This is a genomic window from Streptomyces sp. NPDC001135, from assembly GCF_053598395.1.
In genome coordinates this window covers 209,260-232,554 of record NZ_JBSFKD010000008.1, presented here as the reverse complement: position 1 = coordinate 232,554, position 23,295 = coordinate 209,260, and the positions used below count along the sequence as shown (strand labels likewise).

The window sequence follows — 23,295 nt, the reverse complement described above, 5'->3', positions numbered from 1 at the left end:
CGTCCCCAGGCGCCGGGGGAGCGGTATCCGTCCGCTCCGTCCGCCAGCAGAAGGACTGCCGTGGGGTCTCATCGCCGCCTTGCCTCGTCCGGATTCGACCGGGGTGCCGCCGCCCTGTGCGTGCTGTCGGCCGCGGCCGCCGCACTCGGCGCCGTACCGGCGCACGCCGCGCCGCGCGGCGACACCCGTGCCGAGGTGGACCGGCTCTACCAGGAGGCCGAGCAGGCGACCCAGGCCTACGACAAGGCCCAGGAGCAGGAGGGCGCGCTGCGCCGCGAGGTGCGCGCGGCCCAGGACCACGTCGCGCGGCTGCAGCAGCACATCAACGGCCTCCGCGAGCAGCTCGGTTCGCTGGCCGGCGCCCAGTACCGCGCGGGCGCCCTCGACCCGGCCGTCGCGCTGCTCTTCTCCGACGACCCCGACGACTATCTCGACAAGGCCTCCACCCTCGACCGCATCGGCTCCCAGCAGGCCGGCCGGCTGCGGGAGTTGCGCACCGCGCTGCGGGACCTCACCCAGGAGCGCACGGAGGCGGCCGGGAAGCTCGGCGCCCTGGAGAACAGCCGCAAGGCGGTGGCCGCGCACAAGAGGACCGTGGAGACCAAGCTCGCCAAGGCCCGGCAGGTGCTCAACTCGATGCCCGCCCCCGACCGCGTCGCCTACGACCGGCCCTCGCGCTCCGACGGCCCCGACCGCCTCGACCTGCACCTGCCCGACCTGACCGGTGCCATCTTCCCCGACGCCCGGGCCGCGGCCGCGGTGGCCGCCGCCCGCTCCGCCCTCGGCCGCCCGTATGTGTGGGGCGCCAACGGCCCGGCGGGCTTCGACTGTTCGGGCCTGATGCAGTGGTCGTACGCGCACGCCGGGATCCAGCTGCCGCGCACCTCGCAGGAGCAGCGCTTCGCCGGCCGGCAGATCCCGCTGTCCGAGGCCCGCCCCGGCGACCTGGTGGTCTACCGCTCCGACGCCAGTCACGTCGGGATGTACGTCGGCAACGGCCAGGTCATCCACGCGCCCTATCCGGGGGCGGCGGTGCGCTACGACCCGGTCGGGATGATGCCGATCTCGTCGGTGACCCGGCCCTGACCGCGCCGCTCGCCGTTACGATCGGGAAATGGCTGGTCGCAGACGGGGGTGGAGCATCGGGGCCGTGTGCCTCGGTCTGCTGCTGTCCCTGGCCGGGTGCGGTGGTACGGGGACCGACGCGGCCCGTACCGAGGTGCAGCACCTGCTCGACCGGCGCTCGGCCGCCCTCCTCGGCCACGACGAGACGGCGTACGACGCGACGGGCGTCCGCAGTGAGTACACCCGGCTGCGCGCCCTTCCGCTGGCCTCCTGGGGCTACCGGGTCACCGCCCTGCGCCGCACCGCCGCCGGCGCCACCGCCGACGCCGACCTGGACTACCGCGTCGCCGGGTACGACAAGGCCCCGGTCGGTGTCCGCCGCACCGTCGCCCTCGGCCGCACCGCCGACGGCGCGTGGTACGTCACCTCCGACAGGCCCGCGAAGGGCGCCGGCCAGCAGCTGTGGGACCAGGGTCCGGTGACCGCCGTGCGGGGGACGCACAGCCTGGTGCTGGGCACCGGCCTGACGGCCGCCGGGCTGAGCGGTTACGCGACCCTCGCCGACCGTGCGGTCCCGGCCGTCTCCCGGGCCTGGGGCACCGGCTGGAGCCGCCATGTCGTCGTCCTCGTCCCGCGGTCGCTGAAGGACATGGGGGGCCTGCTCGGCTCGCCCGCCGCCAACTACCGGGGCATCGCGGCCGTCACCACCGGGGAGGCGGGAGGGTCCGGCCGGGCACCCGCGGACCGGGTGGTCGTCAACCCGGAGGCGTACGCCGTCCTCGGTGACGTCGGCAAGCAGGTGGTGCTGACCCACGAGACGACCCATGTGGCCACCCGCGCGCAGACCACCGCCGCCACCCCGTTGTGGCTCTCGGAGGGCTACGCGGACTGGATCGGGTATCTCGGCACCGGCCGCACCCCCACCGAGGCCGCGCCGGAGATGGCCCGCGCCGTCCAGGACGGTCACGCGCCCACCGGACTGCCCTCCGACAAGGACTTCGGCTTCACCAGCGACCCGGCCGAGCTGGCGCAGGCCTACGAGGGCGGCTGGCTGGCCTGCCGGATGATCGCCGCCCACTGGGGCCCGGCCCGGCTCGGCGCCTTCTACCGTGCCGTGGGCGCCCACGGCAAGCGGGCCGGTGCGGTCGAGGACGCCCTGAAGAAGGTGCTCGGTACCACGCCGGGGGCGTTCACCGAGCGGTGGCGGGAGTACGTCACGTCGCAGCTCGGCTGAGCGTCCCGATCGCCTCGCGCAGCCAGGCCCGCTCCGCCTGAGAGGTGGCCCGGGCGACCCGCAGCATGCCCTCGCGGAACAGGTCGCCGGCCTCTTCCGCGCGCACCGGCTCGCCTTCCCGGTAGAAGAAACTCGCCGGCGCCTGGAGGAAGTCCAGCCGGCGCCGCAGTACCGCGGCCTGCTCGGCGGGATCGGCCAGGTGCCGCAGAAAGGCCAGGAGCGTGTTGAAGCGGACCTGGTCGGTGATCTCCACCTGCTTCGGCCCGCGCAGCCGCGCGAGCAGCTCCTTGCGCCCCTCGTCGGTCAGTGACAGCACCCGCCGCGGGGCGGCGCTCGCACCGTCCTCGGTGCGCTGGTCGAGCAGCCCGGCGGCGACGAGCCGGTTGAGGGCCGGGTAGAGCGCACCGTCGCTGACCGGCCGGACATGGCCGCTCAGCGCCTTGATGCGTTCCTTCAGCTCGTAACCGTGCAGCGGTTCCTCGGCGAGGAAGCCGAGGATCGACAACTCCAGCATGCGGTTTCCTCCTTGCGGCGGACTCGTGTCCCATGCTACCTCTATTCGAGCTACCTCTAAACGAGGTAGCTCGAATAGAGGGGATCCCGCGTGAACGCCCACCGCAAGCAGCTCACAGCACTGGCACGGCCCGTCTACCTGTCCCTGCTCGCCTCGGTCGCCTCCGGGATCATCAACACCGTCTGGGTCTCCCGGCTCGGCGGCTCGGCCGTCGCCGCCGTGGCCGTCGCCACCAGCACCGAGAACGTACTGCTCGGCGTCGCCCTGGTCTTCGCCTCCGGTACGACCGTGCTGGTGGCGCACGCCCGAGGAGCCCGGGACCCGGCCGCCGTCCATGCCGCCGTGCGGGGCGGCTGGGCGCTGTGCGGGCTGGTGACGCCGGTGGTCGCGGCAGGCGGCCTGCTGCTGCGCGAGCCCCTGGCCGGTCTGGTCCTCGGCGGCCAGGACGGCGCGGCCCGCGGCCTGGCCACCGCCTACTTCGCGATCTCCCTGCCCGGCACGGCCGTCTTCTTCGCCCAGCAACTCGTCGACGGCATCCTCAAAGGCACCGGCGACACACGCACACCGATGCGGCTCGCCCTCCTCGCCAACGGGCTGATCCTGCTGTGCGACCCCGTCCTGGTCCACCTCTACGGCGTCCGGGGCGCCGCCGCCTCCACCGTGCTGTGCCGCTGCGTGGCCCTCGCCGCGGGCCTGCGCGCCCTGCGCCGCAGCACCCTGCTGCGGACGGCGGTCCGTGTGCCGCCCGCCCAACCGGCCGGCGCCGCCCTGCGCCGTACGCTCACCACCGGCCTGCCCATGTCCGCCGACTTCACCGTGCGCCAGGGCGGAGCCCTGGTCCTGGTGGCGATCGTGGCCCGGCTCGGGGTGACGGCGGTGGCCGCCTACGCCATCGCCTACAAGGTCATGTACGTGGCCACCATGGCCTTCTACTCCGTACGGCAGGCCGCCGCGATCCACACCGCCCACACCACGGGCGCGGGTGCGGACGCGCGGCGGGACATCGGCCGGCAGGCGGTGCTGGTCTCCGGGGCCCTGGGGCTGACCGCCTCCGCCCTGTTCGCCGCGGCGGCCCCCTGGATCATGGCCGCCTTCGGCGCCGGACCCGAGGTCGCCCACCAGGGCGTGCTGTTCCTGCGCTGCGTCGGCCCGTATCTGCTGCTGATGGCCTGCTTCATCGCGCTCGGCGGAGTCTTCGAGGGCAGCGGGGGAGCACCGGCGCTGCTGCGGATCACCCTGCTCGGCACGGCCGTCCAGCTGACCCTGGCCCACGCCCTGTGCGGCCTCGGTCTGCCCGGCGTCTGTCTGGCGCTGGCGCTCGCCATGGCCGTGCAGTGTGCGGTGGTGCCGGTACTGCTGCGGCGGGCCGGGGAGCGGGAGGAGGCCGAGGTCTCCCTGGTGCGGACCGGCTGAGTCAGGAGGAGACCGGGGTCCGCCGGGGCCGGACGGGCCGCGGCGGCACGGGCGCGGCGGGGGCCGGGGGCACCGTCGAGCGCCACAGCCGGCGGGCCGCGGAGAGCGAGGCCACGACCAGCAGGCCGTTGCGCACCGCCATCAGCAGGACGCCGTACCGGTCGCTCACCACCACGTGCGAGAAGCCGAGCGGGAACTCCAGGACCGTCACGAAGGACGCGGCCACCACCATCAGCGCGGGCGCCCCCATCCGGCTCGACCGGTACGACACGCAGACCGCGGCCAGGCCGATCAGCCACACCAGGTACTGCGGGCTGATCACCCGGCTGGTGACCGTGAACAGCAGGACGGCGGTGAAGGCCGCGTCCGCGAGCGTGGGCGGCGCCGTCAGGTCCGCACGCAGCCGCCACAGCAGCAGCCAGCCGAACGCGGCCCCGGTCAGCGCCAGGGCCGCCGCGCTGACCTGGTCCACGTGCGGGCCGACGAACTCGACCGAGCCGTAGTTCAGCAGCACCTCGCCCGGCCAGCCGAAGTACCGGGCCGCATGGAAGACCAGGCCGCCCAGCGACTCCACCTCGGTGCCCCGCTCCCGCTGGTAGGTCAGGAAGGCGAAGGCGCCCGGCATGGACACCGCGAACAGCGCCGTCAGGCCGGTCCCCGTGACCGCCGCCGACGCCCACGCCCGCCGCCGCACCGCCCCGACCAGCAGCAGCGCCGGCCACACCTTGAGCAGCGCCCCGAACGCGGCCAGCGCGCCCATCACCCGTGGCCGCCGGACCCCGGCGAGCAGCGCCGCCACGGCCACCGCGGTCACCATCACGTCGTAGCGGGCGTACACCGTCGGGCCGAGCAGCGGCACGCCCGCCACCCACACCCAGGCGCCGCGCGGCGACCGGCCGGGGTCCCGGCCCGGACCCAGCAGCAGCGCGAGCACCACCGCGTCGGCGAGGAACGCCAGCACGAAGAAGGCGTGCGCGTAGGACAGGCAGGGCAGGGCGGCGGGGGAGAGGACCGCCAGGGCGGCGGCCGGCGGGTACTGCCAGGTCACGTCGTCCAGCGGAAACGTTCCTTGACGCAGTACCTCGTACCAGCCCCGGTAGATCACCGACACGTCCGAGGTGACGTCCGGGCCCGGGAAGGCGTACACCTGGAAGACGAACAGCAGCAGCGCCGCACGGGTGACGCCCCAGGTCGCGAGCAGCCATGCCAGGGACCGCGCGGTGCCCTTCGTCTCCACGTGCTCCCCTGCCGTTCGATTCCGCTTCGATGGACGCGTCGCGGACCATGATGTCCTGCCCGGCTGTGCGCCTGCCACAGACTCGGCCGCGCCCGGGCCATTGGGTAGGGTCGGCGGCGATGCACAAGACCCTCATCGTCACCAACGACTTCCCGCCCCGGCCGGGCGGCATCCAGGCCTTCCTGCACAACATGGCCCTCCGCCTGGACCCCGGCCGGCTGGTCGTCTACGCCTCCACCTGGAAGCGCGGCCGGGAGGGCGTGGCGGCCACGGCCGCCTTCGACGCCGAGCAGCCCTTCACCGTCGTACGCGACCGTACGACCATGCTGCTGCCGACCCCGCGGGCGACCCGGCGGGCGGTGCGGCTGCTGCGCGAGCACGGGTGCACCTCGGTGTGGTTCGGCGCGGCGGCCCCGCTCGGCCTCATGGCCCCGGCCCTGCGCAAGGCCGGCGCCGAGCGGCTGGTGGCCACCACCCACGGCCACGAGGCCGGCTGGGCCCAGCTGCCCGCCGCCCGGCAGCTGCTGCGCCGGATCGGCGACTCGACGGACACGCTGACCCATCTGGGCGAGTACACCCGCTCCCGCATCGCCACCGCGCTCACCCCGCAGGCCGCGAGCCGCATGGTCCAGCTGCCGCCCGGCGTCGACGAGAAGACCTTCCACCCCGGCTCCGGCGGCGACGAGATCCGTGCCCGTCTGGGCCTCACCGACCGTCCGGTGGTGGTCTGCGTCTCCCGGCTGGTCCCGCGCAAGGGCCAGGACACCCTCATCCGGGCCATGCCCCGCATCCTCGCCGCCGAGCCGGACACCGTCCTGCTGATCGTGGGCGGCGGGCCGTACGAGCGCGATCTGCGGCGGATGGCGGCCGAGACCGGTGTGGGCGGCTCCGTCCGTTTCACCGGCGCCGTCCCCTGGTCCGAACTCCCCGCCCACTACGGTGCCGGCGACGTCTTCGCCATGCCCTGCCGCACGCGACGGGGCGGCCTGGACGTGGAGGGCCTGGGCATCGTCTACCTGGAGGCCTCGGCGACGGGCCTCCCGGTCGTCGCCGGCGACTCGGGCGGCGCCCCGGACGCGGTACTGGACGGCGAGACCGGCTGGGTCGTCAGGGGAGGCTCCCCCGAGGAGGCCGCCGACCGCATCGTGCCCCTGCTGGCCGACCCCGGCCTGCGCCGCCGCATGGGCGAGCGAGGCCGCCAGTGGGTCGAGGAGAAGTGGCGCTGGGACCTGCTCGCGGAGAGGCTGAAGGCACTGCTGTAGTGCAGCGCGCACCCGCCCCTTAGTGCGGCGGCTCTTGGCGGAACCCCGTAATCCGCCCATGCTGCGCCCATGACAGCAAACCTGATGAGACGTCAGCTGACAAGGCGTCACATACTCGGTATGGCCGCGCTCCAGACAGCGGCCGCCCTCGGCTTCACCCGCATAGGACTCCAGTCGGCCCGAGCCGCACAGCCCGACGCGGTCGAATCCGCGCCGGCGATAGTCGTGGGATCCGGCTACGGCGCCGCCGTCGCCGCCCTCCGCCTCGGCCAGGCAGGCATCCGCACCCTCGTCCTCGAAATGGGCCGCCTGTGGAACACCGCCGGCAGCGACGGCAGGATCTTCTGCTCCACCGCCGCCCCCGACCAGCGCTCCATGTGGTTCCGCACCCGCACCGAGGCCCCGCTCGCCACCTTCCTCTGGCTGGACGTGGTCAACAAGGACATCAGCCCCTACCCCGGCGCCCTGGACCGCGTGCACTACGACCACATGTCCGTCTACGTCGGCCGGGGCGTCGGCGGCGGCTCCCTCGTCAACGGCGGGATGGCGGTCACGCCCGTGAAGTCGTACTTCACCGAGCAGTTCCCGACCGTGGACGCCGACGAGATGTACGGCACCTACTACCCGCGCGCCCGCGCCATGCTCGGCGTCAACACGATCGACCCGGCGTGGTTCGAGTCCACCGAGTGGTACCGGTTCACCCGCACCTCCCGGAAGGCCGCCGCCAACGCGGGCCTGAAGACCACCTTCGTGCCGAACGTCTACGACTTCGGCTACATGCGGCAGGAGGCCGCCGGTACGGCCACGAGGTCCGCCCTCGCCGGCGAGGTCATCTACGGCAACAACCACGGCAAGCGCAGCCTCGACAAGACCTACCTGGCCGCCGCCCTCGGCACCGGCAACGTCACCCTCCACACCCTGGAGCGGGTGAAGTCGATCAGCCGGGCGGGCGACGGGTCGTACGTCCTGACCGCCGACCGGATCGACACCACCGGCGCGGTCGTCGGGACCAGGCAGTACGGCTGCACCTATCTCTTCCTCGGCGGCGGCAGCCTCGGCACCACCGAACTCCTCGTCCGGGCCCGGGACACCGGCACCCTGCCCGACCTGAACTCCGCCGTGGGCGCGGGCTGGGGCACCAACGGCAACACCATGCTCGGCCGGGCCAACCACGTCTGGGACACCGTCGGGGCCAACGAGGCCACCATGCCGGTGATGGGCATCGACGACTGGGCCAACGCCGACAACCCGGTCTTCGCCGAGATCGCCCCGCTGCCCATGGGCTTCGAGCACTGGATCAGCCTGTACCTGGCGATCACCAAGAACCCGGAACGGGCCTCCTTCACCTACGACTCCGCCTCCGGAGCGGTGAAGCTCGGCTGGAGCACCGCCCAGAGCGCGGTGTCGGTGAGCATGGCCAAGAAGCTGTTCGACCGGATCAACCTGGCCAACGCGACCATCTACCGCTACGACCTGTTCGGCTCGGCGAGCAAGGTCTTCGCGGACGACTTCACGTACCACCCCCTCGGCGGCTGCGTCCTCGGGAAGGCGACCGACGACTACGGCCGGGTGAGGGGGTGTCCACGCCTCTACGTCACCGACGGCTCGCTCGTGCCCGGCAACATCGGCGTGAACCCCTTCGTCACCATCACCGCGCTCGCCGAACGCACGATGGCGCGGGTCCTCGCCGAGGACACCGCGCCATGAGGCGACTGCCGGACTACTTCTGGTAGATGGCCTCGATCTCGTCCGTGTAGTCCTTCGCCACCACGTTCCGCTTGAGCTTCAGCGACGGGGTGAGGTGGCCCGACTCCTCCGTGAACTGGGAGGACAGAATGCGGAACTTCCGCACCGATTCCGCCTTCGACACCGCGGCGTTGCCGTCGTCGACCGCCGTCTGGATCGCCGCCTGCAGATCCGGGTCGTCCTTCAGCGACGCCGCGGTGGAGCCCGCCGGCTTGCCGTGCTCGGCGGCCCAGCGGCCCAGGAACTCCTCGTCGACGGTGACCAGCGCGCCCACGAACGGCCGCCCGTCGCCCACCACCATGCACTCCGCGACCAGCGCGTGCGCCCGGATCCGGTCCTCGATCACCGCCGGGGCCACGTTCTTGCCGCCCGCGGTGACGATGATCTCCTTCTTCCGGCCGGTGATCCTGAGGTAGCCGTCCTCGTCGAGGGTGCCGATGTCACCGGTGTGGAACCAGCCGTCGGCCAGCGCCTCCGCGGTCGCGCCCGGGTTGTTCCAGTACTCCTTGAACAGGTGCTCGCCGTGCAGCAGCACCTCGCCGTCGTCCGCTATCCGCACCACCGAGCCCGGCAGCGGCTGGCCGACCGTGCCGATCTTCTGCCGGTCCCACGGGTTGAACGCGGTCGCCGCGCAGGACTCGGTCAGGCCGTAGCCCTCCAGCACCGTGAAGCCGATGCCCCGGAAGAAGTGACCGAGCCGCTCGCCGAGCGGGGCACCGCCGGAGATGGCGTACTCGCCCCGGCCGCCGAGGACGGCGCGCAGCTTGCTGTAGACCAGCCTGTCGAAGACCTTGTGCTTGACCCTCAGGCCGAACGACGGGCCGGAGGCGCTGTCCAGCGCCTTGCTGTAGGCGATCGCGGTGTCCGCCGCCTTGTCGAAGATCGCGCCCTTGCCGTCCGCCTGCGCCTTCGCGCGCGCCGAGTTGTACACCTTCTCGAAGACGCGCGGCACCCCGAGGACCAGCGTCGGCCGGAAGGCGGCCAGCTCGTCGGTGAGGTGCTTGATGTCCGGGACGCAGCCCAGCTTGATCGGCGCCATCATCGGGGCGATCTGCACCAGCCGGCCGAAGACGTGCGCGAGCGGCAGGAAGAGCAGGACCGAACACTCGCCGGTGCGGAACAGGGGGCGCAGCCGCTCCACGATGTTGCCGCACTCGGCGAAGAAGCTGCGGTGGGTGAGGACACATCCCTTGGGGCGGCCGGTCGTCCCGCTCGTGTAGACGATGGTCGCCGGGTCGTCGGCCCTGGCGAGTGAGCTGCGCTCCTCGACCGTCTCGTCCGACACGTCCTGCCCGAGCCGGCCCAGCTCCTCCAGGCCCCCGGCCTCGATCTGCCAGACGTGCTTCAGCGCGGGCAGCGACTCCCGCACCGACTCCACGGCCGCCGCGTGGTTGTCCAGTTCCACCACGCACGCGGTCGCGCCCGAGTCGGACAGGATCCACTGCACCTGCTCCGGCGAGCTGGTCTCGTACACCGGCACCGTGATCGCGCCCGCGCTCCAGATCGCGAAGTCCAGGAGCGTCCACTCGTAACGGGTGCGGGACATCAGACCCACCCGGTCGCCCGGCTGCACCCCGGCGGCGATGAGGCCCTTGGCGGCGGTGCGCACCTCGGCCAGGAACTCCCGGGCCGTCACGTCCTGCCAGGCGCCGGCCACCTTGCGGGCGATGACGGCGACGTCCGGATGCTGCGCGGCGTTTCTGCGGACGATGTCGGTCAGATTGCCGTCCGCAGGGACCTCGTACAAAGCCGGAAGGCTGAACTCGCGCAAGACTGCTGCTCCTCATAGGGCGCCGGCGCCACGACACTGTGTGATGCGACGGTGCGGTCCAAGGCTCGGGCAAGTGCTCGGGAATCCAGCTGTTGAAATCCAGAGCACGACTGGACGGCCCGGACGTTACCCGCCGGTATGGCGTTACCGACAGGAGGTTCCGGCGAGATGTTCGCTGCGTCACACATGTTGGCGTTCCTTCGCGCACAGTAGTCCACGGCCGAACCGACCGGCGAGTAACCGCAGGCGGGACCGACACTGTTCACGCCCATCCCACAGGCCTACGCTTGATCACCATGGCATCCACACCCTCCGGCAACCGAAGGACGCGCGTCCACGTGGTCAGTGACGTGCACGGCAACGCCCGTGACCTGGCCCGGGCGGGCGAGGGTGCCGACGCCCTGATCTGCCTGGGCGACCTCGTGCTCTTCCTTGACTACGCCGACCACTCGCGCGGCATCTTCCCCGACCTGTTCGGCAAGGAGAACGCCGACCGCATCGTCGAACTGCGCACCGCCCGCCGTTTCGAGGAGGCCCGCGAGTTCGGCGCCCGGCTGTGGGGCGGGATCGGCACCGACCGCGCCACGGCCATCGAGAGAGCGGTACGCAAGCAGTACGCCGAGATGTTCGCCGCGTTCCCCACCCCGACGTACGCCACGTACGGCAACGTCGACATGCCGCCCTTGTGGCGGGAGTACGCCCGGCCCGGCACCACCGTCCTCGACGGCCAGCGGGTCGAGATCGGCGGCTGGACCTTCGGCTTCGTCGGCGGCGGCCTGCGGACACCCATGCGGACGCCGTACGAGATCAGTGACGAGGAGTACGCCGCGAAGATCGAGGCGGTCGGCGAGGTCGACGTCCTGTGCACCCACATTCCGCCGGAGGTGCCCGAACTGGTCTACGACACCGTCGCCCGCCGCTTCGAACGCGGCAGCCGCGCCCTGCTGGCCGCGATCCGCCGCACGAGACCCCGCTACTCGCTCTTCGGCCATGTCCACCAGCCGCTCGCGCGCCGGATGCGGATCGGCGCGACGGAGTGCGTGAACGTGGGCCACTTCGCCGGAACGGGCCGCCCCTGGGCGCTCGAATGGTGATCAACGAGCCATCGAGGGGCGTCGGCAGGCCATGGCCGGCCATCGGCGGGACACGGGATGAAGGCGGCAGGTCGGTGGCGCGGTAGCCTTCACGCTGCACACACGTGCGCACGACGACCTCTGTACCGGCCCGCATCTGGAGGAGCCACGGCGATGGCGGAACACACCAGCTCGAGCATCACGATCGAGGCGGCACCGGCCGACGTCATGGGGGTGATCGCCGACTTCGCCCGCTACCCGGACTGGACGGGTGAGGTGAAGGAGGCGGAGGTCCTCAAGACCGACGACCAGGGCCGCGCCGAGCAGGTACGCCTCGTCATGGACGCGGGGGCGATCAAGGACGACCAGACGCTGGCCTACACCTGGACCGGCGACAACGAGGTCTCCTGGACCCTGGTCAAGTCCCAGATGCTGCGCTCCCTGGACGGCTCGTACCTCCTCAAGCCCAGCGGTCCCGGCGCCACCGAGGTCACCTACCTCCTGACGGTCGACGTCAAGATCCCCATGCTCGGCATGATCAAGCGCAAGGCGGAGAAGGTCATCATCGACCGCGCCCTGGCGGGCCTGAAGAAGAGGGTCGAGTCCGGGGAGAAGTAGTCACCCGGTTTACCCCTCGCGCACGAAGGTACCCTCCACCCTCATGCGCACCATCCTGATCACGGGCCCCGGCGGCAGCGGTCGTACCACGGTCGCCGCCGCCACCGCGCTCGCCGCCGCCCGCGAGGGCACCCCCACCCTCCTCCTCAGTGCCGACACCACCGACACCCTGGGCGCGGCACTGGGTTCCGCGACAGGACCGGCCCCCGCCGAAGCCGCACCGAACCTCACCACCTGGCGCCCGGACGCCGCCGAACGCTTCCGCCAGGACCTCACCGCCTTCCAGACCCGCGCCGCGAACGTCCTCGACCTGCTCGGCGCCGCCCGGCTGGACGCCGAGGAGGTCACCCCGCTGCCCGGTGCCGAGGAACTGTCCTTCCTGCGTGCGCTCCGGGACGCCGCCCTGTGCGAGCGCTACGACCTCCTCGTCGTCGACCTCCCGCCCCTGCCGCAGGCCCTCGCCCTGTTCGCCCTCCCCGAGGAGCTGCGCCGCTACCTGCGCCGTCTGCTCCCGCCCGAGCGGCAGGCCGCCCGTGCCCTGCGCCCGGTCCTCGGCCGGCTGGCCGGTGTCCCCATGCCCGCCGACTGGCTGTACGAGACCGCGGCCCGCTGGGACCTCGAACTCGCCGCCGTCGAGGCCGTCCTCACCGACCGGAACACCGCCGTACGCCTGGTCGCCGAACCCGGCCCGGCCGGCGCCGACGCCGTACGCGCCGCCCGCCTGGGCCTCGCCCTGCGCGCCCTGCGCACCGAGTCCCTGATCGCCAACCGCGTCCTTCCCGAGGCCACCGGCGACAGCTGGTTCTCCTCCCTCCTCGCCCAGCAGCGCAAGACCCTCGCCGACTGGCAGGAGGAGCCGTACGACGTCCACCGCGTCCCCCACCTCGGCCGCGACCCGCGCGGCACCGACGACCTGACCGCCCTCGCCCTGCCCGCCGTCAACCCGTCGCCCGCCCCGGCCGAGTGGCCCGTCGCCGACCGGATCGCCGAGGACGGCGTGCTGGTCTGGCACATCCCGCTGCCCGGCGCCATACGCGACGAACTGGACCTGATCCGGCGCGGCGACGAACTCGTCATCACCGCCGGCCCCTTCCGCCGGCTCGTCCCCCTGCCCTCCGCCCTGCGCCGCTGCACCGTCGCGGGCGCCGCCCTGCGCGACGGCGAGCTGCGCATCCGCTTCGCCCCGGACCCCGAGCTGTGGCCCGCCGGCGGACGGTGAACCGGATGCGGCCGTTCGGGTAACGTCGTAAAGGCGAACCGTAGTCAGGAGTCCGCCATGAGCGAAGAGCGTCCCGCATCCGACTCGTCCGAGGAGCAGGGCCGGGCGACCGACGCCGACGCCTGGGCCACGGCCTGCGCCGAGGACCTCGCCGCCGAGAAGGCCCGCCGCCGCGCCGACTACGGCCCGGAGCCGGGCTCGGCCGCCGAGGAACTGAAGAAACTCGTGGACACGGTGGCCGACAAGCTGTCCGGCCTCTCGTCACCGCTCCTCGGCAGCCTTGCCGGACCGGCGGCCCAGCAGGTGGTGCGCCAGGTCGTCCAGCAGGCCAAGGCCGCCGTCGAGCCCGTCATAGACCGCAACCCGGACGTCTTCGACCACCTGGCCGCGGCCGGCGGCGAACTGCTCGCCGCCTACCGCTCCGCCGTCCAGGCCCAGGAGCGCCGCTGGACCGCCCGCACGGCCGACGACCTCACCCGCGAGGGGCCGGACGGCCGGCGCGACCGGGGCGAGGGCACCGGCCCAGGGGAACGCATCGACCTGGACTGAAGCCCTTGCACGGCAGGGCCTCGGGTACGGTTGGCCGTAGCGGGGCTCGACCGAAACTGAGGGATTCATGGGACTCACCATCGGCGTCGACATCGGCGGCACCAAGATCGCGGCCGGCGTGGTCGACGAGGAAGGCAACATCCTCTCGACCTTCAAGGTGCCGACCCCCACCACGCCCGAGGCCATCGTGGACGCCATCGCCTCGGCGGTGGAGGGCGCGCGCGCCGGGCACGAGATCGTCGGCGTGGGCATCGGTGCGGCCGGTTACGTGAACCGGCAGCGCTCGACGGTGTACTTCGCGCCGAACATCGACTGGCGCCAGGAGCCGCTGAAGGAGAAGGTCGAGGCCCGCGTGGGCCTCCCGGTCGTGGTCGAGAACGACGCCAACGCCGCCGCCTGGGGCGAGTACAAGTTCGGCGCCGGCAAGGGCCACCGCAACGTCATCTGCATCACGCTCGGCACCGGCCTCGGCGGCGGCATCATCATCGGCAACAAGCTGCGCCGCGGCCACTTCGGCGTGGCCGCGGAGTTCGGGCACATCCGGATGGTTCCGGACGGCCTGCTGTGCGGCTGCGGCTCGCAGGGCTGCTGGGAGCAGTACGCCTCCGGCCGCGCCCTGGTCCGCTACGCCAAGCAGCGCGCCAACGCCACCCCCGAGCACGCCGAGATCCTGCTCGGCCTCGGCGACGGCACCCCCGACGGCATCGAGGGCAAGCACATCTCCATGGCCGCCCGCCAGGGCGACCCGGTCGCCGTCGACTCCTACCGCGAGCTGGCCCGCTGGGCCGGCGCCGGCCTCGCCGACCTGGCCTCCCTGTTCGACCCGTCGGCGTTCATCGTCGGCGGCGGCCTCTCCGACGAGGGCGAGCTGGTCCTCGACCCGATCCGCAAGTCCTACAAGCGCTGGCTGGTCGGTGGCAACTGGCGCCCGGTGGCGGACGTGATCGCGGCCCAGCTCGGCAACAAGGCGGGCCTGGTGGGCGCGGCGGACCTGGCCCGGGAGCCCGACCCGATCATGTGACGTCCGCTTTTCAGGAGCGGGCACTGCGCCGACCTCAGGGGCGCGGGGAACTGCGCGACCAGCCGTCCACAACCGGCGGTCGCACACGAACCCGCGCCCCGAGTTGTTGGGCGCCCCCACGCCGAGCGCGTCGTACATTGACGGCATGGCAACCCCCTTGCTCCCCAACTCCCGCACGGAGCCGGATGGTTCACCGGTCATCCGCGTGCTGAGCTACAACATCCGCTCGATGCGCGACGACACCCGCGCCCTCGCGAGAGTGATCACCGCCTGCGCCCCGGACCTCGTCCTGATCCAGGAAGCCCCCCGCTTCTTCCGCTGGCACAAGAAGCTCGCCCGCCTCGCCGCGGCCACCGGTCAGGTGATCCTCACCGGCGGGGCCACCGCGGCCGGCCCGGCGATCCTCTGCTCGCTCCGGGCCACCGTGGAGCGGGCGGAGGACATCCTGCTGCCCCTGACCCCCGGACTGCACCGGCGTGGCCTCGCCGTGGCGGTGATCCGCTTCGGCGGGGCCAGGCTGGGCGTGATCAGCTGTCATCTGAGCCTGGACGACAAGGAGCGGTACGAGCAGGCCGGCCTGCTCCTGGAGCGTCTCGCCGACCTGGGCGTGGAACACGCCGTCGTCGGCGGGGACCTCAACGAAGGCCCCGGCGGCCCCGCCTTCCGGCTGGTCTCCGCGAGCCTGCGGGACTGCCGGGCCGTGGCCCCCTGGGGCGGCGAGGAGACCTGGCCGCACAGCGAACCGCCCGAGCGTATCGACGCGGTGTTCGTGACGGAGGGCATCGAGGTGCTGGGCTGCGGGGTCCCGCTGGACCAGCCGGGCGTCACCGGGGCCGATCTGAAGGCGGCCACGGACCACCTGCCGGTCCTGGCGGCACTTCGTGTACCGGTGGCGTGACCCCGCAGCGTGAGCCTCCGCTTGAACTAAGTGCAAGAAGGGTCTTGTGGGTCGGCCTCAGTCCGCCTACAGTCCTTCCTGTACTTAGTTCAAGTGCAGGACCGGAAGGGGGACGGATGTCCGGCGAGCGAGAGCGGTGGGCCGCGTTCATCGAGGCGGCGGCGAAGGAGTACGGGGTGCCGGGGGCCGCCGTCGCGGTACTGGCGGGCGGCGAGGAAATCCACGTCACGCACGGGGTGACGAACGTGGAACACCCCCTGCCGATCGACGAGCACACCCTCTTCCACCTCGCCTCGGTGAGCAAGAGCTTCACGGCGACCGCGCTGATGCGCCTGGTCGAGCAGGGCACGGTGGACCTCGACGCGCCGGTCCGCCGGTACGTCCCCGACCTGCGCCTCGCCGACGAGGACACTTCCGCCCGGATCACCGTGCTGAACCTGCTCAACCACACGGCGGGCCTGGACTGGAACCTGATCGACGCCGACGAGGGCGACGGCTCGCTCGCCGCGTTCGTCGGGCAGCTGGACCGGCTGCCGCTGATCGCGCCGCCCGGCGCCCGTGCCTCCTACAGCCAGGCCGGGTACAACCTGCTCGGCCGCGTGATCGAGAACGTCACCGGCCTCACCTTCGAGAAGGCGCTGGACGAACTGGTCCTGCGGCCGCTGGGTCTGACCGACACCGTCTTCGACCTGGACGACGTCGTGGTCCGGCGCTTCGCCGTGGGCCACCAGCGCGCCGAGGACGGCACCCTCACCCTCGCCCGTCCCTGGAAGTCCCGGCGGGCCGGACTGCGCGGCAACAACCCCGGCGGCGGCGTCGTCTCCTCGACGAGCGACCTGCTGCGCTGGGCACGGTTCCAGCTGGGCGGCACAGAGGGGCCGCTGACCGCCGAGACGCTGCGCCGTATGCAGGAACCGACCGTGGAGCTGCGGGGCAGCACGCTCGGCGACGCCTTCGGCATCTGCTGGTTCCTGCGGGACGTGGACGGCGTGCGCACGGTCGGTCACGGAGGCTCGGGCAACGGGCAGTTCGCCGAGCTGCTCCTGGTCCCGGAACGGGACTTCGCCGTCGTCTCGCTGTCCAACGCCGATCCGGACGGCTACCAGTTCAACCAGGCGGTGCTGAAGCGGGCCCTGGAGCTCTTCCTCGGTGTGGTCGAGCGGGAGCCCGAGCCGCTGCCGTACGACGAGGAGCGGGCGCGGGAGGTCGCCGGGCGGTACGAGATCGACGCCATGAACCTCGACATCGCCGTGGAGGCCGGCCGGCTCACGCTGGCCGTGGGCATCAAGCCGGAGATCCGCGCGGCGTCGGACGCGGAGATGCCGCCGGACCACCCGGCGGCGGAGATCGGCTTCCTGCCGAGGGACGAGTACCTCGTCGTCGAGGGCGGCCTGAAGGGGCAGCGGGGTTTCTTCTCCCGCGCGACCGACGGCACGGTGACGGGCGTCGATCTGGGGGGACGCCTCTTCACCCGGTCCTGACTCGCCGTACGCGGCTGCGGGCGCGTGGGGGCTGGTCGCGCAGTTCCCCGCGCCCCTTCGGGGCGCTCATCGCCGCCGTAGCCCGCGGGCAGCGCCCACAACGCGTTCAGGCGGTACCGCGCACCGCGTCCGCCCCGTCCGGTCGCAGCCCCTCCAGCAGCGCCCGCAACCCGGCCGCGTAGGTCCCGTTCGGCGCGTCGGCGTACCCCGTGGCCGTTGCCGCTCTCGTGTCGAGCCGCGCCCGCAGCCGAGGAAACCCCTCCGCCGCCTTCGCCGCCTCGGCCAGCCTCCCCTCGAACCGCCCCTCGGCGTCCTCGCCGGCCCGCCGCAGCTTGCGTGACAAGGACGCCGTCGCCGACGCCCCCAGCGCGTTCCCGAGCACGTACGTCACCACCGCTCCCGCCGCCCGGTCCGCCTCCCGTGCCGAGAAACCGGCGGTCTCGAAGACGCCGAGGAGATGGTCGTCGTAGCGGGCCTTGCCGGTGCCGTAGAGCAGATGGGAGCCGATCGCCTGCACCAGCCACGGATGCCGCAGGAGCATGGCGTGCAGCCGGTCGGCCATCGCCGTGGCGGCGTCCCGCCAGTCCGCCGCGTCGAGCGCCGGCAGCTCGACCTCGTGCCACACCCGGTCGGCGGCGAGCAGCACGAGGTCGTCCTTGTTCTTCACATGCCAGTAGACGGCGGTCGCCGCGGCCCCCAGCCGGTGGCCGAGGCTGCGCATGTTCAGGCCTTCGAGGCCCTCGTCGTCCAGAAGCTCCACGGCGGTCCGGACGATCTGTTCCGGGGTGAGCGTGTCGCGCGGCATGGGCTCACGATAGGTGAGCCCCAAGGAACTTGTACAAAGTGAACTTGTACAGGGTTCAGACCACGGCGCCCCTCCCCGGATCGTCGTCCTCCTCGTCGTCCGTGCGCATCCGCATCACCAGCGTGGCGAAGCCGCCGAGAAAGCCGCCGATGCCGAGGGTCGTCAGCCACCAGGTCATCTCCCAGCCGAACAGCACCGCCAGCAGAAGCAGGACCGGCCCGCCGACGACACCCAGCCAGGCGAACTTCGCCGTGGTGTCGGCGGCCGGCAGCGGCGGCGGCTCCGGCGGGACGAAGTGCCCCTCGTCGTCCTCGTCGAAGTCGTCCTCGGAGGGCTCCGGAACCGTGTAGTCGCGCGGGCCGACGCCGGGCGCGAAGGAGACCGAGCTGCCCAGCGGCCGGACCGGCGCCTTGTCGGTGTCGCTCCCGGTGTCGTCCGGCTCCGGCAGTGCCAGGTCCTCCACCGCCTTGAAGGGCCTGGCGCCCGGCGGATCCGGCGGCTCCTCGCCGTACCCGGCGACGATGGCACGCCAGGCGGCGTCCTCGTCGAAGGGCACCTTCTGCTCGTCCGGCTCGTGGCCCTCGCGGTCCTCGCGACCGGACTCGTGCTCAGCCAACTCTGGCCGTCCCTTCCTCGCCGAGACTGGGTGCGAGCCGGCCGATGAAGGCGAGGCTCTCCTCGAAGACCCGGTCCGCATCCTCGTCCAACGTCGCCACGTGGTAGCTGTGTTCCAGCACGGTCTGCGTCACGTCCGTGGACGACACCCGGCTCAGCACCCGGGCCGAGTCGGCCGCCGGGACGACATGGTCCTGGGCGCTGCGCAGCAGCAGCACCGGCTGGGTGACCTGGGGCAGCTCGCCGTCCAGCCGGCGCAGGAACACCCGCAGCGAGTGCGCCGCGTGTAGCGGTACCCGGTCGTAGCCCAGCTCGGCCGCGCCCGCCTTCGCGATGTCGCTGGCGATGCCCTTCGTCGTCCGCACGAGATGCCGCGCCACCGGAAGGGCGTACGCCGACAGGCCGTGCACCTTGTTCGCCGGGTTGACGAGGACGACGCCCCGCACCCGCTCGCCGTGCCGGGCCGCGAGCCTGAGTGCCAGGGCGCCGCCCATCGACAGGCCCGCGACGAACACCCGGGAGCAGCGCTCGGCGAGGACGCGCAGCTCGCGGTCCACCTCCGCGTACCAGTCCTGCCAGCCGGTGACCTGCATGTCCTCCCAGCGGGTGCCATGGCCGGGCAGCAGCGGCAGCGACACGGTCAGGCCGTGCGCCGCGTGGTGCTCCGCCCAGGGGCGCAGCGACTGGGGCGAGCCGGTGAAGCCGTGGCAGAGGAGGACCCCCACCTCCCCGCCCTCGTGGCGGTACGGCTCGGCTCCGGGGAGGACCGGCACCTTCGACGCTCCTGTTCCTGGAAGGGCCCCCACCGGTGGCGGGCGGAGGCGTGGGACAACCCGCGGATGGGGTTCACCGTACGCGACCGCACTGACACCGACCAGGGTCGTCGGGTCCATTGACGGTCCTCCGGGTTAAGGTCTGTTCGACGGAAACGGGAGGCACACGGGTGTTGTACGGGACGATGAAGGTCGCCATCGGAGGGCCGCTGAAGGTCGCCTTCAGGCCCTGGGTGGAAGGCCTGGAGAACGTACCGGCCGAGGGCGCCGCCATCCTGGCGAGCAATCACCTGTCGTTCTCGGACTCCTTCTTCCTGCCCGCGGTCCTCGACCGCAAGGTCACCTTCATCGCGAAGGCCGAGTACTTCACCACCCCGGGCGTCAAGGGCAGGCTGACGGCGGCCTTCTTCAAGGGCGTCGGACAGCTCCCGGTGGACCGCTCCGGGGCGCGCGGCGCCGGTGAGGCCGCGATCAAGAGCGGCATAGAGGTGCTGGAACGCGGCGAGCTGTTCGGTATCTACCCGGAGGGCACCCGCTCGCCCGACGGCCGGCTCTACCGGGGCAAGCCCGGCGGCCTCGCGCGCGTGGCGCTCGCCACCGGCGCGCCGGTCATCCCGGTGGCGATGATCGACACCGAGAAGATCCAGCCGCCCGGCAAGGTGATGCCGAAGCTGATGCGGCCCGGCATCCGCATCGGCAAGCCGCTGGACTTCAGCCGCTACCACGGCATGGAGCACGACCGCTTCGTCCTGCGCGCCCTGACCGACGAGGTCATGTACGAGATCATGAAGCTCTCCGGCCAGGAGTACGTCGACATGTACGCGACGGCGGCCAAGCGGCAGATCGCGGAGGTGGCGAAGGCGGCCAAGGAAGCGGAGAAGGCCAGGGACGCCCAGGAGAAGGAAGCCGGGAAGAAGGCGCAGGGGTAGGCGGGGAACAGGGGAGCCGGGGGTATCGGGGGGCCGGGGGACATGCCCAAGCGCGAACGTGTCATGAGGATGTCGGTCGAGCTGCCGCTGTGGCGCGCGCTCACCGGCTACCGCGTGCTGACCATGCTGTACGCCATCGGCCTGTGCGCCACCGCGTACTCCCGTTTCGCCCGCCCCTGGGTCGCCGTCGCCTACTTCGCCGTCCTGTTCGTGTGGACCCTCGCCACCCTTCCCTGGGTGCGCAACGCGGCGAGCTGCACCAGGCGTTTCCTGGCCGCCGACCTGACCGTCGCCCTCGTCGGCATCCTGCTCACACCGCTCGCCGACAACCATGAGCGGATCATGGGCGGCGGCCCCACGCTGCCGTCGATATGGACCGCCGGCTCGGTGCTGGCCTTCGCCCTCAAGGGCGGCTGGCGCTGGGCGGCCGCCGCCTCCACGGCCGTGGCCGCCGTGAACCTGGTCGAGCGGGGCACCCCCGCCCGGGACACCGTGCACAACGTGATCCTGGTCTGGGTGGCCTCGATCGCCATCGGCTACGTCGTGGAGGTCGCCCGCGCCTCGGAGCGCACCCTCGCCCGCGCGCTGGAGATCGAGGCCGCGACCCGGGAGCGGGAGCGGCTGGCCCGGGACATCCACGACGGGGTGCTCCAGGTGCTGGCGATGGTGCAGCGGCGCGGCGCGGTGATCGGCGGCGAGGCGGCCGAGCTGGGACGGCTCGCGGGGGAGCAGGAGGTGGCCCTGCGCACGCTGGTCTCCGGCGGTCTGGTACCGGTCTCGCGGGTGTCGGAGGACGCCTCGGCGGGAGCCTTCGTCCGCGCGGTGGAGGAGCCCGACGACGACGGCCCGCTCGATCTGCGCTCCCTGCTGGCGCCGTACGCGGGCGCCCGGGTGAGCCTGGCCGAGCCCGGTGCGCCGGTCGAGCTGCCCCGGCCGGCCGCGCGGCAGCTGGCCGCCGCGGTCGGCGCCGCCCTGGACAACGTACGCGAGCACGCCGGGGCCGGGGCCCGGGCCTGGATCCTGGTCGAGGACGAGCCGGACGAGATCGTCGTGACCGTCCGGGACGACGGCCCCGGCATCCCCGAGGGCCGGCTCGCCCAGGCCGAGGGGGAGGGCCGGCTCGGCGTGGCCCAGTCGATCCGCGGGCGGCTGCGCGACCTGGGCGGCAGTGCCGAACTCGTCTCCGTCCCCGGGCAGGGCACGGAAGTGGAACTGAAGGTACCGAAGGGCGCCGCACGGGCGCGGGGGAAGAAGGCGGAGCGGCGATGAGCGAGCAGCGGGACCCGATCAAGGTCATGGTGGTGGACGACCACCCCATGTGGCGCGACGCGGTCGCCCGGGACCTCACCGAGTCCGGCTTCGAGGTGGTCGCCACCGCGGGCGACGGCGAGCAGGCGGTCCGCCGCGCCAGGGCCGCCGCCCCCGACGTCCTCGTGCTGGACCTCAACCTGCCCGCCAAGCCCGGCGTCCAGGTGTGCAAGGAACTGGTCGGCCACAACCCGGAGTTGCGCGTCCTGGTCCTCTCGGCGAGCGGTGAGCACGCCGACGTCCTGGAGGCCGTGAAGTCCGGCGCGACCGGCTACCTGCTGAAGTCGGCCTCCACCGAGGAACTGCTGGACGCCGTGCGCCGTACCGCCGTCGGCGATCCCGTGTTCACGCCGGGCCTGGCCGGACTGGTCCTCGGCGAGTACCGCCGGCTGGCCGCCGAGCCCGTACCCGCCCCCGACACCGACGAGCCCGGCGCGCCCCGGCTGACGGACCGGGAGACGGAGGTGCTGCGGCTGGTCGCCAAGGGCCTGAGCTACAAGCAGATCGCCGAACGCCTCGTCATCTCCCACCGCACGGTCCAGAACCATGTGCAGAACACCCTCGGCAAGCTCCAGCTGCACAACAGGGTCGAGCTGGTGCGGTACGCCATAGAGCGCGGCCTGGACGACGACTAGCGCACCGGAATCACCCTTCCCGCCTCTCCCGATGTGACGCGTATCACCACTAACGTGACTCTGTGTCAGGGAACCGTGGCGAAGGGACATTTCCATGCGGGTCGGAGTACTGACCGGAGGCGGCGACTGCCCCGGGCTCAACGCCGTCATCCGGGCCATCGTCCGCAAGGGCGTGCAGGAGTACGGCTATGACTTCGTCGGCTTCCGGGACGGCTGGCGCGGACCTCTCGAAGGCGACAGCGTGCGCCTCGACATCCCCGCGGTGCGCGGCATCCTGCCCCGCGGCGGCACCGTCCTCGGCTCCTCGCGCACCAACCCCCTCAAGGCGGAGAACGGCATCCGCCGCATCAAGGACAACCTGGCCAAGCAGGAGATCGACGCCCTGATCACGATCGGCGGCGAGGACACCCTCGGGGTCGCCGCGCGCCTGTCCGGCGAGTACGGCGTGCCGTGCGTCGGCGTACCCAAGACGATCGACAACGACCTGTCCGCCACCGACTACACCTTCGGCTTCGACACCGCGGTCGGTATCGCCACGGAGGCCATCGACCGGCTGCACACCACCGCCGAGTCCCACATGCGCGTGCTGGTCTGCGAGGTGATGGGCCGTCACGCCGGCTGGATCGCCCTCCACTCCGGCCTGGCCGGCGGTGCCAACGTCATCCTCATCCCCGAGCAGCGCTTCGACCTCGACCAGGTGTGCGCCTGGATCACCTCCCGGTTCAAGGCGTCGTACGCGCCGATCGTGGTCGTCGCGGAAGGCGCGATGCCGAAGGACGGGGACGCGGTCCTCAAGGACGAGTCACTGGACTCCTTCGGGCACGTCCGCCTGTCCGGCGTCGGCGAATGGCTGGCGAAGGAGATCGAGAAGCGCACCGGCAAGGAGGCCCGCACCACCGTCCTCGGTCACATCCAGCGCGGCGGCACGCCCAGCGCGTTCGACCGCTGGCTGGCCACCCGCTTCGGTCTGCACGCCATCGACTGCGTCCGCGACGGCGACTTCGGCACCATGGTCGCCCTGCGGGCCACCGACATCGTCCGCGTCCCCCTCGCCGAGGCCACGGCCAAGCTGAAGACCGTGGACCCGAAGCTGTACGAGGAGGTCGGGGTGTTCTTCGGCTGACGGCAG

At 72.4% G+C, this 23,295-nt stretch carries 22 protein-coding genes; 16 read left to right on the top strand and 6 right to left on the bottom strand.

Translation table 11 applies throughout. The features are described 5' to 3' along the window. The first annotated feature begins 60 nt into the window (after positions 1-60). Together ACWC94_RS13455 and ACWC94_RS13450 are read left to right on the top strand one after the other, a co-directional pair. Positions 61-1,086, top strand: a complete 1,026-nt coding sequence (locus ACWC94_RS13455) for an NlpC/P60 family protein (RefSeq protein ID WP_450796662.1) — start codon at positions 61-63, stop codon at positions 1,084-1,086. Between the two features lie 28 nt (positions 1,087-1,114). Continuing rightward, entirely contained in the window at positions 1,115-2,299 is a 1,185-nt protein-coding gene (locus ACWC94_RS13450; RefSeq protein WP_450796661.1) for a hypothetical protein, read from the top strand. Here ACWC94_RS13450 and ACWC94_RS13445 read toward each other — a convergent pair. Further along, complete coding sequence (locus ACWC94_RS13445) at positions 2,280-2,813, bottom strand: PadR family transcriptional regulator (protein ID WP_450796660.1); 534 nt, start codon at positions 2,811-2,813, stop codon at positions 2,280-2,282. The genes ACWC94_RS13450 and ACWC94_RS13445 overlap by 20 nt on opposite strands. 90 nt (positions 2,814-2,903) lie before the next feature. Between ACWC94_RS13445 and ACWC94_RS13440 the strand changes: the two genes are divergently transcribed. Further along, complete coding sequence (locus ACWC94_RS13440; RefSeq protein ID WP_450796659.1) at positions 2,904-4,226, top strand: MATE family efflux transporter; 1,323 nt, start codon at positions 2,904-2,906, stop codon at positions 4,224-4,226. 1 nt (position 4,227) lies between these two features. Here the strand turns inward: ACWC94_RS13440 and ACWC94_RS13435 are convergent, their stop codons facing one another. After that, entirely contained in the window at positions 4,228-5,463 is a 1,236-nt protein-coding gene (locus tag ACWC94_RS13435) for a glycosyltransferase 87 family protein (protein WP_450796658.1), read from the bottom strand. Positions 5,464-5,582: 119 nt separating this feature from the next. Here ACWC94_RS13435 and ACWC94_RS13430 point away from each other — a divergent pair, with 119 nt between their 5' ends. Continuing rightward, positions 5,583-6,725 (top strand): glycosyltransferase family 4 protein, encoded by a 1,143-nt coding sequence (locus tag ACWC94_RS13430; protein WP_450796657.1) that lies wholly within the window; start codon positions 5,583-5,585, stop codon positions 6,723-6,725. An 84-nt stretch (positions 6,726-6,809) separates the two neighbouring features. Continuing rightward, complete coding sequence (locus ACWC94_RS13425) at positions 6,810-8,432, top strand: GMC oxidoreductase (protein WP_450796683.1); 1,623 nt, start codon at positions 6,810-6,812, stop codon at positions 8,430-8,432. 13 nt (positions 8,433-8,445) lie between these two features. Here ACWC94_RS13425 and ACWC94_RS13420 read toward each other — a convergent pair whose 3' ends face one another. Then, the gene (locus tag ACWC94_RS13420) at positions 8,446-10,242 is read right to left on the bottom strand and encodes an AMP-dependent synthetase/ligase (RefSeq protein ID WP_450796656.1); all 1,797 of its coding nucleotides are present in this window, start codon (positions 10,240-10,242) and stop codon (positions 8,446-8,448) included. A 296-nt stretch (positions 10,243-10,538) separates the two neighbouring features. Between ACWC94_RS13420 and ACWC94_RS13415 the strand changes: the two genes are divergently transcribed. From ACWC94_RS13415 to ACWC94_RS13385, 7 genes are all read left to right on the top strand, one after another. Continuing rightward, complete coding sequence (locus ACWC94_RS13415; RefSeq protein WP_450796655.1) at positions 10,539-11,336, top strand: metallophosphoesterase family protein; 798 nt, start codon at positions 10,539-10,541, stop codon at positions 11,334-11,336. 153 nt (positions 11,337-11,489) lie between these two features. Beyond that, complete coding sequence (locus ACWC94_RS13410) at positions 11,490-11,933, top strand: SRPBCC family protein (RefSeq protein WP_450796654.1); 444 nt, start codon at positions 11,490-11,492, stop codon at positions 11,931-11,933. Positions 11,934-11,976: 43 nt separating this feature from the next. After that, entirely contained in the window at positions 11,977-13,152 is a 1,176-nt protein-coding gene (locus tag ACWC94_RS13405) for an ArsA family ATPase (RefSeq protein ID WP_450796653.1), read from the top strand. A 57-nt stretch (positions 13,153-13,209) separates the two neighbouring features. Then, the gene (locus ACWC94_RS13400; protein WP_450796652.1) at positions 13,210-13,701 is read left to right on the top strand and encodes a DUF5304 domain-containing protein; all 492 of its coding nucleotides are present in this window, start codon (positions 13,210-13,212) and stop codon (positions 13,699-13,701) included. Between the two features lie 67 nt (positions 13,702-13,768). Beyond that, positions 13,769-14,722: an ROK family glucokinase gene (locus tag ACWC94_RS13395; RefSeq protein WP_031166589.1), complete on the top strand. Its 954-nt coding sequence runs from the start codon at positions 13,769-13,771 to the stop codon at positions 14,720-14,722. A gap of 145 nt (positions 14,723-14,867) precedes the next feature. Continuing rightward, positions 14,868-15,620 (top strand): endonuclease/exonuclease/phosphatase family protein, encoded by a 753-nt coding sequence (locus tag ACWC94_RS13390; protein WP_450796651.1) that lies wholly within the window; start codon positions 14,868-14,870, stop codon positions 15,618-15,620. A 116-nt stretch (positions 15,621-15,736) separates the two neighbouring features. Then, positions 15,737-17,101, top strand: coding sequence for a serine hydrolase domain-containing protein (locus tag ACWC94_RS13385; protein WP_450796650.1), 1,365 nt, complete (start codon positions 15,737-15,739; stop codon positions 17,099-17,101). Positions 17,102-17,207: 106 nt separating this feature from the next. Here the strand turns inward: ACWC94_RS13385 and ACWC94_RS13380 are convergent, their stop codons facing one another. The 3 genes from ACWC94_RS13380 to ACWC94_RS13370 are packed head-to-tail and all read right to left on the bottom strand — an operon-like array spanning position 17,208 to position 19,294. Next, on the bottom strand, positions 17,208-17,906 hold the full coding sequence (locus ACWC94_RS13380; protein WP_450796649.1) for a TetR/AcrR family transcriptional regulator C-terminal domain-containing protein: 699 nt from the start codon (positions 17,904-17,906) through the stop codon (positions 17,208-17,210). 55 nt (positions 17,907-17,961) lie between these two features. After that, the gene (locus ACWC94_RS13375) at positions 17,962-18,522 is read right to left on the bottom strand and encodes a hypothetical protein (RefSeq protein WP_450796648.1); all 561 of its coding nucleotides are present in this window, start codon (positions 18,520-18,522) and stop codon (positions 17,962-17,964) included. Beyond that, positions 18,515-19,294 carry an alpha/beta hydrolase gene (locus tag ACWC94_RS13370; RefSeq protein ID WP_450796647.1) on the bottom strand — a complete coding sequence of 260 codons (780 nt, stop codon included), beginning with the start codon at positions 19,292-19,294 and terminating at the stop codon, positions 18,515-18,517. Before ACWC94_RS13370 ends, ACWC94_RS13375 begins: the two co-directional genes overlap by 8 nt. 185 nt (positions 19,295-19,479) lie before the next feature. Between ACWC94_RS13370 and ACWC94_RS13365 the strand changes: the two genes are divergently transcribed. The 4 genes from ACWC94_RS13365 (at position 19,480) to ACWC94_RS13350 (ending at position 23,289) form a co-directional block, all read left to right on the top strand. After that, entirely contained in the window at positions 19,480-20,223 is a 744-nt protein-coding gene (locus ACWC94_RS13365; RefSeq protein ID WP_450796682.1) for a lysophospholipid acyltransferase family protein, read from the top strand. A 42-nt stretch (positions 20,224-20,265) separates the two neighbouring features. Continuing rightward, positions 20,266-21,492 (top strand): MacS family sensor histidine kinase, encoded by a 1,227-nt coding sequence (gene macS, locus ACWC94_RS13360; RefSeq protein WP_450796646.1) that lies wholly within the window; start codon positions 20,266-20,268, stop codon positions 21,490-21,492. After that, positions 21,489-22,166: a response regulator gene (locus ACWC94_RS13355; RefSeq protein ID WP_450796645.1), complete on the top strand. Its 678-nt coding sequence runs from the start codon at positions 21,489-21,491 to the stop codon at positions 22,164-22,166. Before macS ends, ACWC94_RS13355 begins: the two co-directional genes overlap by 4 nt. Positions 22,167-22,260: 94 nt before the next feature. After that, on the top strand, positions 22,261-23,289 hold the full coding sequence (locus ACWC94_RS13350) for a 6-phosphofructokinase (protein ID WP_450796644.1): 1,029 nt from the start codon (positions 22,261-22,263) through the stop codon (positions 23,287-23,289). Positions 23,290-23,295 lie beyond the last annotated feature (6 nt).

Coding starts and splice junctions, on each gene's coding strand:
- ACWC94_RS13425 (WP_450796683.1), top strand. CDS start 6,810: ATGAGACGTCAGCTGACAAGGCGTCACATACTCGGTATGGCCGCGCTC.
- macS (WP_450796646.1), top strand. CDS start 20,266: ATGCCCAAGCGCGAACGTGTCATGAGGATGTCGGTCGAGCTGCCGCTG.
- ACWC94_RS13350 (WP_450796644.1), top strand. CDS start 22,261: ATGCGGGTCGGAGTACTGACCGGAGGCGGCGACTGCCCCGGGCTCAAC.
- ACWC94_RS13395 (WP_031166589.1), top strand. CDS start 13,769: ATGGGACTCACCATCGGCGTCGACATCGGCGGCACCAAGATCGCGGCC.
- ACWC94_RS13365 (WP_450796682.1), top strand. CDS start 19,480: ATGAAGGTCGCCATCGGAGGGCCGCTGAAGGTCGCCTTCAGGCCCTGG.
- ACWC94_RS13450 (WP_450796661.1), top strand. CDS start 1,115: ATGGCTGGTCGCAGACGGGGGTGGAGCATCGGGGCCGTGTGCCTCGGT.
- ACWC94_RS13415 (WP_450796655.1), top strand. CDS start 10,539: ATGGCATCCACACCCTCCGGCAACCGAAGGACGCGCGTCCACGTGGTC.
- ACWC94_RS13445 (WP_450796660.1), bottom strand. CDS start 2,813: ATGCTGGAGTTGTCGATCCTCGGCTTCCTCGCCGAGGAACCGCTGCAC.
- ACWC94_RS13410 (WP_450796654.1), top strand. CDS start 11,490: ATGGCGGAACACACCAGCTCGAGCATCACGATCGAGGCGGCACCGGCC.
- ACWC94_RS13385 (WP_450796650.1), top strand. CDS start 15,737: ATGTCCGGCGAGCGAGAGCGGTGGGCCGCGTTCATCGAGGCGGCGGCG.
- ACWC94_RS13405 (WP_450796653.1), top strand. CDS start 11,977: ATGCGCACCATCCTGATCACGGGCCCCGGCGGCAGCGGTCGTACCACG.
- ACWC94_RS13380 (WP_450796649.1), bottom strand. CDS start 17,906: ATGCCGCGCGACACGCTCACCCCGGAACAGATCGTCCGGACCGCCGTG.
- ACWC94_RS13400 (WP_450796652.1), top strand. CDS start 13,210: ATGAGCGAAGAGCGTCCCGCATCCGACTCGTCCGAGGAGCAGGGCCGG.
- ACWC94_RS13430 (WP_450796657.1), top strand. CDS start 5,583: ATGCACAAGACCCTCATCGTCACCAACGACTTCCCGCCCCGGCCGGGC.
- ACWC94_RS13355 (WP_450796645.1), top strand. CDS start 21,489: ATGAGCGAGCAGCGGGACCCGATCAAGGTCATGGTGGTGGACGACCAC.
- ACWC94_RS13390 (WP_450796651.1), top strand. CDS start 14,868: ATGGCAACCCCCTTGCTCCCCAACTCCCGCACGGAGCCGGATGGTTCA.